The organism is uncultured Kriegella sp. (assembly GCF_963975415.1).
Lineage (GTDB): Bacteria > Bacteroidota > Bacteroidia > Flavobacteriales > Flavobacteriaceae > Kriegella.
Genome location: NZ_CAXBGN010000016.1, coordinates 88,767 through 98,269, shown reverse-complemented (window position 1 = coordinate 98,269; position 9,503 = coordinate 88,767). Strand labels below are relative to the sequence as shown.

The window sequence follows — 9,503 nt, the reverse complement described above, 5'->3', positions numbered from 1 at the left end:
TTCCTGTAACACCTACAGTGGAACTGGTGGCGTCTATCACGGTCTCGGAACCGTCCGCTCCAGATGTTGGTGGTACCGTGAGTAAGTAATCGGTATTGTTAGGTCCTGTCGGGGTAATAGTTACCGATAGATCGGGAGAACTTAAGGTTTGAATTTCGTTGGTGATACTGCCATCGACTTCATCGTCGGCACTGATAACATAAGGCGTACCGGCCGTACCATTTCCGCCGATAACAATATTGGCACCAGCATTGATATTGGTATCAGACCCATCTGCTGTGGGCAGGGTGATGGTGTTTCTTCCTGAAATGGTAAGTTGATCGCCCGTAATTTCTAAAATCTGTAATTCGTTGGTGGCATTGGTATCGCCATCGGCCGCTATATTTGCGGTGTTGGTGGCAATAGCCGTCTGTAACGCACTGTCGTCATAAAAAGCACCTGCGTTATTGGTAATCACATTGCCTGGGGTACCACTGACCACTTCATTGTCGCGAATAAAGCCTGTACCGTTTTCAAATAGGGCCAGGTCGATTTCGTCGGTGGCGAGTTCTGTAACGCCCACTGCATTTTCAGACAGCTTGGGGCGCGTTACCGAGGTATTGGCCAATTTGTTGCCTCCAATGGAATTGTTCTGTAAATCGATCCCGTTGATGCTTCCATCGGCAATGTGCTCTGTAGAAATGCTGCTGGGCGCTATTTCTACATTAAAATTACCTGCATCGGGAGTGATAACGATCGTGGCCGTTTCGTTGACAATGGGGTTGGCCGTGACCCCATTTTCACTAGTTTCACAGAGGCTACGCCAGGCGGTGCCATCAAAATAATGCACACAATTGGCATCGGTGTTGTAGACCAATGCCCCACGTTGGGGTACAATGGCATTCATCTGAAGCGAATCGATACGGGTAATGACCAAAACGCGCTCGGTACTTTCGAGCTCCAATACCGAAGCGGGGTCGAGGTTTTGGGGGTTGTCACCGATCTTGATCTGCGCCATCAAAGACTGGGAAACAAAGAGTACAAAGAGCAGGGGCAATACTAATGTTCTCATACAATGGGTTTTCGTGCTGTGTCTAATTCTTTAATTTATGCCCGTTCGGGTAGTCGGGGCAGGGTGTTCTCGTGTCGTAAATTCTCTTGTCCGTTTTGCAGTGCATCGTTCCAAATCCAACTAAAATAGCGGCTGTAAGCCGGTCGTTCGTTTACCAAATGGGCAAAAACAGACAATAAACAAAAATAAAACTATCTCTGCACTTCCCTAATTTTATAAGTTAAAATACCAATTCGGGGGTTAAAGTGCTTCTAATCTCCGTTGAATGGCGGGAGGAGGCGCTGGGATATTTGTATACGTTTATTTGGTGATGTGTTTGGCCTAATTTCTGTTATTAGTGCGGTGTAGTAGGGAGTTACAGGAGGCATCCGCTTTAACAAATTAACAAAAGTTTATTGGCCTCGACTTTTTTTAGAGGGCAAGTTGTATTTTCTTTATGCATTGGAAAAGGATGCTATTCACGAAGCCTTGGGTCTTGTGGTTTAGAAAAGATGAATTTTCCCGTCAAACGGGATGAAAGCGCTTAAATAACTGACCGACAATGCATTGAAATAGAGGTGTGGAGCTGTAATTTTTTACAGTTTTTCCGACATAATGAAGAGGGCATCTTAAATGAAACTAAATGAGAAAACTATTACTTGTCACCTGTGCTTTTTTTGCTATTGTTACTGTTATTGCCCAAGATGATGATCGACGGCTGTTACGCGGTACGGTACTTTATCGCGATGTGAGCGTACCCAATGAGAACGTTATTAATATCAATACCGAAGATGCTACGATAACCAACGATAAAGGACAATTTGCAATCTATGTAAAAGTTGGCGATGAACTTGCTTTTACGGCATTGAACTATAAATTGCAGGTCGTTCGAATTACCGACGCAATTATGCAAAAGAACCGTTTGGTGGTCGAGGTGAACGAAAAAGTGACCGAACTTGACGAAGTAGTCGTGACCCCTGAACAGCAAGAGCGATTTTTAAGGGTAAAGAACGAAGAGTTAAAAGAATTCGAATATGAGATCGATCGTTCTTCGGAAGTTGAGAACATTGCCCTTTCACAAACCGAAAGAGGTATGCAAGACGGTATCAATTTCGTGAATATTTTTAAGGCGCTTATGAAGTCGAATAAGAATGAAGAAGCGGTCAAGCCAAAATTAAAAATGAGCGAGGTACTGCGACAAGTATATGACGATGAATTTTTTGTTGTCGATCTTAAACTGCCGCAAGACCAAATTGATTCCTTTCTGTACTATTGCGACCACCATATGCCGGCGCGAACATTATTGACCAAGGAAAATGAGTTTGAATTAATCGATTTTCTGGTAACCCAGAGCAAAATTTACCGCGAACAGTTAAAGGATAAAAATTAGTTATCATCGGGGGTTTTGCATGTTCTTGCTCGGCGACTTGGTATCTAGTTCTGTTGTTGCAGAGGTAGTAGTACGGTTATCCGAATAAAATTTCACCCATTTTGCACGATACCAAAAGCATACGGAAACGATCGATAGCTTTTAAGATAAGCGTCAACATCTTTTTTGTCGTTTTTAGCCTTTTTGTTACGAATGTAGCGGCACAGACACTTTTTTCAAACCGAGTAGAAGGTCGGGTATATAGTAAAGATGGTGATGTGGCGGCCACCCATGTATTGAATACGACTTCGAAAAAGGCGGCGATTACCGATAGCAACGGTTTCTTTTCTATTACTGCCCTTCTTAACGATACCCTTGTTTTTTCTGCGGTACAGTATAAACGAAGAAGTATCGTGGTAACCGCTGAAATTCTTGATTCAAAGTTTCTACAAGTGCCTTTAGAAGATGCCCTGACCCAATTAGACGAAGTTATTGTCATGCCCTATAACCTTACGGGCGATATGGCGGCGGATTTGAAACGAATGGAACCGGGGTTGATCGTTTCGAGTTCGACCTTAGACCTGCCCAATGCCGATGTGGAAGTGATTTCGCAATCGGAACGAAAAGTTCACGAAGCTACCACGGGAGGTGGAATTATTCCCTTGTTTCCGATTATCAATGGTATTTCGGGGCGAACAAAAATGCTGAAGGGCCATGTAAAACGTGATAAAAAGTATGAACGTACCCAGCGGGTACGGGAATTTTATGCCGATTCGCTTTTTACTACGGCACTAAAGATACCCGAGGCTAAAATTCCTGATTTTATGTATTTCTGTGAAGTGGATTCCGTTTTCCAACGGATTGTTGATTCGCATGATCAGATTAAGATTTGGGAATATTTGGGAAAGAGGAGTGCAATTTATCGGGAGTATAATGAATTGGATTGAACTCTCCTTTCTTTCAGACTGCGTCCAAAGGGCTTGTCCGCAATTCATTCCCGGCTTCATTGAAGAGCGGAGCTGCTCAAGGTTTAATTTTAAAAACTATTGGAATGTGAAGTAGGCCTTCCCTTTTTCGAAGCGATGTAGAAGAAGGAGGGTGGGTTGATTGTTAATATGCTAAATAATGGCCACATATTTGATAATCAAATAATTGCAATAGACCCCAAGGAAAAGATTCTTTTTGGCATAAGGATTGCTTATTTTTGGCTGATGAAAAATGGAATAAAAAACCTATTGAAGCAAGGTATATTGGTCTTGGTACTCCCATTAATGGCCTTTACCATTGCCCATAAATTCTACATCAGCGTAACGAATGTCGGGTATTCCGAAACCGACGATGCCCTACAAATAACAACGCGTATTTTTATCGATGATTTTGAAGATTTGTTGCAAAAGCGTTATGGGTTCAAAGCCAAACTAGACACCGATAAAGAATTGGAGCTGACCGATGAATACATCGAAAAATATTTAAGTACCAAGTTTGTGGTAACGATCAACGGGGAAGTCAAAAAGTTTGACTTTCTGGGCAAGGAATATGAAGACGATATTATGATATGCTACCTTGAAATCACGAATATTGATTTCCCGAGTATCAAGACCATAGCGCTTACCAACGAAATTTTAATGGATCTTTTCGATGATCAGAAAAATTTGGTGCATTTTAAAATAAAAGGAAAGAAAACAAGCTTTGTGCTCATCAAAGAGAATAATAAAGGAATGTTAAACTTGTAACAAATATTAACAAATTCCTTAAAAAACTTTAATTTTCCGCGATTAAAAACTCATGAAAAATATGAATCAAATCAAATACAGCATAGCATCGCTATTATTTCTATTTGCGGCTGTTGTAACCGCCCAGAATGAGAAAGCACCCGAGAAGGAACCTGGCCATTACAATCAGAACAAATTTAAGCAACTTTACGAAGAATTTTCTACTCCGAACACCTATCGTTCGGCTTCAGGTGCCCCCGGCCCCGACTATTACCAACAGCAGGCCGATTATAAAATGGATATCGAACTTGATGATAAAAACGCAAGAATTTATGGTGAAGGCACCATAACCTATACCAATAATTCACCCGATAACCTAGAGTTTTTGTGGTTGCAGTTGGATCAAAATGTAAGGGCCAAAGATTCCAAGTCCCCATTACGTGACGGCAGCGCGGTACCAATGGCCGAACAGCTCGGAAGTTTTGCCAAAAAATATTATACGGCACCTTTTGACGGTGGTTTTGTAATTGATTATGTAAAAGACCATTCGGGTAGGGCATTACCCTATACCATTAACCAGACCATGATGCGTGTCGATATTCCAGAGCCATTGAAGAGCGGGGAGAAGCTGTCGTTTTCCTTAAAATGGTGGTACAATATACCCGAACACACGGTAAACCGTGCCAGATCAGGATATGAGACTTTTCCAAAAGACGGAAACAGGGCTTATGTAATTGCACAGTTCTTTCCGAGAATGGCAGTTTATAGTGATGTTGAAGGATGGCAGAACCATCAATTTTGGGGCAGTGGCGAGTTTGCACTTCCTTTTGGCGATTATGAAGTAAATATTACGGTACCTGCGGATCACGTATTAGATGCCACCGGAACACTTCAAAATAGAAAAGATGTCTTTTCCAAGGAAATGATGAAACGCTATGAGCAGGCTAAAAAGTCATACGATAAACCGGTAATCATCGTCACCCAGGAAGAGGCCGAAGCGGCGGAAAAAGGTTTTTCGGAAAAGAAGAAAACTTGGAAGTTCAAAGCCGAAAATGTAAGGGACTATGGTTTTGCCACTTCCCGAAAGTTTATTTGGGATATGCAGGCTGTAAAAGTCGGTAATAAAGACGTGATGGCCGTATCAATGTACCCGAAGGAAGGCAACCCGTTATGGGAAGAATATTCTACTAAAGCCGTTGCGCATACGTTGAAATCGTATTCGTCTCACACCTTTGACTACCCTTACCCGAAAGCAATTTCCGTTCATGCCAAAAATCAAGGTATGGAGTATCCTATGATTTGTTGGAACTATGGCAGGCCTAATGAAGATGGAACCTATTCCGATCAGGTGAAGTATGGTATGATCAGTGTGATTATTCATGAAGTGGGACATAACTTTTTCCCGATGATCGTGAATTCAGATGAGCGCCAATGGGGTTGGATGGATGAAGGTCTCGATACGTTTATGCAGTATGTGGCAGAGCAAGAATTTGGTGAGCTGTATCCTGAGGCCATTGCCCCAAACGATAAATACCCATCGCGAAGAGGGGATCCTTCAAAAATTGTTCCTTATATGAGCGGCGATCAATCGACGATTGCGCCTATTATGTCCAATCCAGAGAACGTTTACCAATTGGGTCCGAATGCGTATGGGAAACCAGCTACAGCTTTGAATATCTTGCGGGAAACGGTCATGGGAAGGGAGCTTTTTGATCATGCCTTTAAAACCTATTCACAACGTTGGATGTTCAAGCACCCGACCCCTGAAGATTTTTTCCGTACGATGGAAGATGCCTCTGCGGTAGATTTAGATTGGTATTGGAGGGGTTGGTTCTATACGACCGATTATGTCGATATCGGAGTTAAAGATCTTAAGAAATACTATGTATCGGATAAACCGAACCAACAAATGCGAACGTATATGGCAGCCCGCAACCTAACGGAGAAAGACTTATTGCCTTTGGTTTATTTGGTCGAAGAAGGGAGTGAAGATTTTGATCCCAATATGAAAGGGAAAACGCCTAGCGAAACCTCTCAGCCATTGAAAGAATTTATGATGGATAATATGACGGCCGATGAACGTGCAAAAGTGAAGGAGCCAAAATACTTCTATGAAGTAACGTTCGATAAGCCGGGCGGTATACCCATGCCGTTGATCGTTGAGTATACCTATGCCGACGGTACTCGTGAAAATATTACCTATCCTGCTGAAATATGGAGAAAAAATGATGCGGAGGTGAAAATGGTATTATCTTCGCAAAGTGAATTAACCGGTATTATGGTGGATCCCAAGGCGGAAACTGCCGATATCGATACCACCAATAACTCTTGGCCTAAAAAAGAGGAGAAATCCGATTTTGATAAATTCAAGGGCGATATTAAAGGGAAATAGTTCTTAATCTTTTGCTAGGTATTTAGACCTGTCATGTTTTAACATCTTGACAGGTCTATTTATGTAAACTTGTTTATATTTGTGTCTATGTTTTTGATGCACGTTTTATTTATTAGTGGAGGCGAAATATTCTTTATCATGTTCATAGTTGTCATGGTATTCGGGGCCGATAAGATTCCTGGCATTGCCAAGGGATTGGGGAAAGGTATGCGCCAACTAAAGGACGCTACAGAGGACATCAAGCAAGAAATTCAGAAGAGTGCTGACAAGCAGGGTATCGATACCAGTTTCGTAAAAGATATCAAGAAAGATATCGATGATGTTAAAGACAATATCTCATCAAGTATCGGTAAAGACTTCAAAGAAGGTGTCGATGCGGTAAAGAAAAACGTCGATGACGTTAGTGGTACGATAAAGCGCGGATAATATTTTCTATGCTAGAGAAAATCCTTCAATGGGACAGGGATACTTTTATTTATTTGAACAACCTTGGTATTGAAGATTATGACCTTTTTTGGGCTACAGTAACCAATATTTCTTCTTGGATTCCGCTTTTTGTTTTCTTTTTTATTATCATATTCTTGAAGTATCCTAAAAAGGAAGCGACTTGTGTTGTCTTGACCGTGGTGGCCCTCGCTTTTTTTATCAACTTCGCAACAGATGTCACCAAACATTATGTGGCCCGGCTACGTCCCAATAATAACGAGGAAATAAATACGCTGATCCGTATTATAAAGAGCCCGACGAGCTACAGTTTTTTCTCGGGTCATGCGGCAAGTTCTTTTTCCATTACCACCTTGATGGTACTTTTTTTAAGAAAGCGGTTTAAATGGAGCTGGGTCTTTTATCTATGGCCCCTTATGTTTGCTTCGAGTCGTATCTATGTCGGAGTGCACTATCCTTTAGATATTTTGGTAGGGGCCAGTGTGGGAGTGTTTTCCGCATTTCTTTTTTTCGGTCTGTATGTGCGGCTTATCGCACCCTACTTAAGGTTAAGCCATCCCTGATGGGCAGTAATACCGTTTCTACCCTTGGGTCTTCTTGAAGTTTCTTGTTAAATTCCAATAGCGTTTTAGTGGCCCGATCTTTTGCTTTTAAAGGTTCGACAACTTTACCCGACCAGAGAACATTGTCAGAAAGAATAACACTGCCCGGTCTGGTTTTTTTAAGAACCGCTTCGAAGTAATTAGGGTAGTCGTTTTTTTCGGCATCGATGAAAACGAGGTCGAATACCATTTGTAGGTTGGGTACAATATCTAAAGCGTTGCCCGTATGTTGAATGATCTGTTTTCCAAAACCACTTTTGTCAAAATAGCGTCGCTGCATACCATGGAGTTCTTCATTAATGTCAATAGTGTGCAGTTCTCCGGTTTTTTGAAGTCCCTCGGCCAAACAGAGTGCCGAATAGCCAGTGTAGGTTCCTATTTCTAAAATATATTTGGGGTTGACCAGTTTTGCGAGCATACTCAAAACCCTTCCCTGGTAATGGCCTGTAATCATACGGGGCTGTATTACTTTTAAATGGGTTTCCCGCGTCAACTCGCATAGTAATTCCGGTTCTCCTTCAGAATGGTTTCTGATATAATCTTCTATGGCCGGGGATAGGAAATGCATTGTAGAATTTTTTCAAAAATAAAGAATTATGGGCAGATCGTATATGTTTTTAAAAAGCGCCGTATTCAAATCTTTGGCGATGTTGTATTTTTGAACAAAACAACGCAATGCAATTTGAGAATACCTTGGCTTTTGCCCGAGAACTTGATATACACGATAAACTTGGAAAGTATCGGGACGCATTTCATTTTCCTAAAATAGCCGGTAAAGATGTTATTTATTTTACGGGCAATTCACTGGGGTTACAGCCCAAGATTACCCGTCAATATGTTGATCAAATTTTGACCGATTGGGCTGATTTGGCGGTAGAGGGGCATTTTCATTCCGAAAAACCTTGGTGGGATTATCATGAACGATTGGCAGCACCTTTGGCAAAAGTGGTCGGTGCCCGTGTAGAAGAGGTTTCAGTGATGAACACATTGACGGTCAACCTGCATTTTTTGATGACCTCTTTTTATAGGCCGACCCCAAAACGATTTAAAATTATATGTGAGGAGAAGGCTTTTCCTTCAGATCAGTATATGCTTCAAAGCCAAGTGCGTTTTCATGGTCTTGAGCCCGATGTTGCCATTGTCGAAATTAAAAAGCGAGAGGGCGAGCATTTCTGGCGTACTCAAGATATGATTGATAAAATTGAGGAAGTGGGCGACGAATTGGCGCTGGTCTTGATCGGCGGTGTCAATTATTACAGCGGTCAGGTATTTGATATGGAAAAAATTACCAAGGCCGGCAAATCGGCGGGTGCCCTTGTAGGTTGGGATTTGGCCCATGCCGCGGGAAATATCGAACTTAAGCTGCACGATTGGGATGTTGATTTTGCAGCGTGGTGCAGTTATAAATACATGAATAGTGGTCCGGGAAACGCATCTGGAATCTTCGTTCATAAACGCCATTTGAACAAAAAGAATATTCCTAGGTTTGAAGGTTGGTGGGGCACCAAAAAGGAAACCCGTTTTTTGATGAAGCCTGAGTTTGAGCCGATGCCCAATGCCGATGCCTGGCAAGTGAGCAATCCACCGGTATTATCTTTGGCACCCTATCTGGCCTCGCTACAACTGTTCGAAGAAGTAGGAATGGATGCCTTGATCGAGAAAAGGGAGCGTATCGTAGGCTATTTGGAATTTATTCTACAGAAAGTCGATGCCGAAGTCAATACCACTTTTGAGGTCATTACGCCACAACAAAGAGGGTGTCAATTGTCGGTGCTTTTGCACGGTGGTGGTAAAGATTTATTTGATTATCTGATGAAAGAAGGTGTGATTATCGACTGGCGTGAACCGAATGTTATCCGGTTGGCTCCCGCGCCTTTTTATTGTTCTTATGAAGATATGTTTCGATTCGGGCAGATTTTAAAACAGGGTATCTTGAAAATTAGCACCCCTTAAA

Annotated in this window: 9 protein-coding genes; 7 read left to right on the top strand and 2 right to left on the bottom strand. The window is 42.0% G+C overall.

The window, feature by feature from the left end:
- The coding region (locus AACZ88_RS22660; RefSeq protein ID WP_339715673.1) for a hypothetical protein at positions 1-1,051 on the bottom strand (1,051 nt) is incomplete at its 3' end.
- 622 nt (positions 1,052-1,673) lie between these two features.
- Between AACZ88_RS22660 and AACZ88_RS22655 the strand changes: the two genes are divergently transcribed.
- From AACZ88_RS22655 to AACZ88_RS22630, 6 genes are all read left to right on the top strand, one after another.
- Positions 1,674-2,420, top strand: a complete 747-nt coding sequence (locus AACZ88_RS22655; RefSeq protein ID WP_339715670.1) for a hypothetical protein — start codon at positions 1,674-1,676, stop codon at positions 2,418-2,420.
- Between the two features lie 101 nt (positions 2,421-2,521).
- Entirely contained in the window at positions 2,522-3,346 is an 825-nt protein-coding gene (locus tag AACZ88_RS22650) for a carboxypeptidase-like regulatory domain-containing protein (protein WP_339715668.1), read from the top strand.
- A 264-nt stretch (positions 3,347-3,610) separates the two neighbouring features.
- On the top strand, positions 3,611-4,132 hold the full coding sequence (locus tag AACZ88_RS22645) for a DUF6702 family protein (protein WP_339715665.1): 522 nt from the start codon (positions 3,611-3,613) through the stop codon (positions 4,130-4,132).
- A 61-nt stretch (positions 4,133-4,193) separates the two neighbouring features.
- The gene (locus tag AACZ88_RS22640; protein WP_339715662.1) at positions 4,194-6,503 is read left to right on the top strand and encodes a M1 family metallopeptidase; all 2,310 of its coding nucleotides are present in this window, start codon (positions 4,194-4,196) and stop codon (positions 6,501-6,503) included.
- A gap of 96 nt (positions 6,504-6,599) precedes the next feature.
- Positions 6,600-6,929: a twin-arginine translocase TatA/TatE family subunit gene (locus tag AACZ88_RS22635; RefSeq protein WP_339715676.1), complete on the top strand. Its 330-nt coding sequence runs from the start codon at positions 6,600-6,602 to the stop codon at positions 6,927-6,929.
- Between the two features lie 8 nt (positions 6,930-6,937).
- Positions 6,938-7,510 carry a phosphatase PAP2 family protein gene (locus AACZ88_RS22630; protein ID WP_339715659.1) on the top strand — a complete coding sequence of 191 codons (573 nt, stop codon included), beginning with the start codon at positions 6,938-6,940 and terminating at the stop codon, positions 7,508-7,510.
- On the opposite strand, the gene AACZ88_RS22625 is transcribed toward AACZ88_RS22630, so the two are convergent.
- The gene (locus tag AACZ88_RS22625; RefSeq protein ID WP_339715656.1) at positions 7,476-8,117 is read right to left on the bottom strand and encodes an O-methyltransferase; all 642 of its coding nucleotides are present in this window, start codon (positions 8,115-8,117) and stop codon (positions 7,476-7,478) included. The two genes, AACZ88_RS22630 and AACZ88_RS22625, sit on opposite strands and share 35 nt — an antisense overlap.
- A 107-nt stretch (positions 8,118-8,224) precedes the next feature.
- Here AACZ88_RS22625 and kynU point away from each other — a divergent pair, with 107 nt between their 5' ends.
- Positions 8,225-9,502 carry a kynureninase gene (kynU, locus tag AACZ88_RS22620; RefSeq protein WP_339715652.1) on the top strand — a complete coding sequence of 426 codons (1,278 nt, stop codon included), beginning with the start codon at positions 8,225-8,227 and terminating at the stop codon, positions 9,500-9,502.
- Position 9,503: the final 1 nt, after the last annotated feature.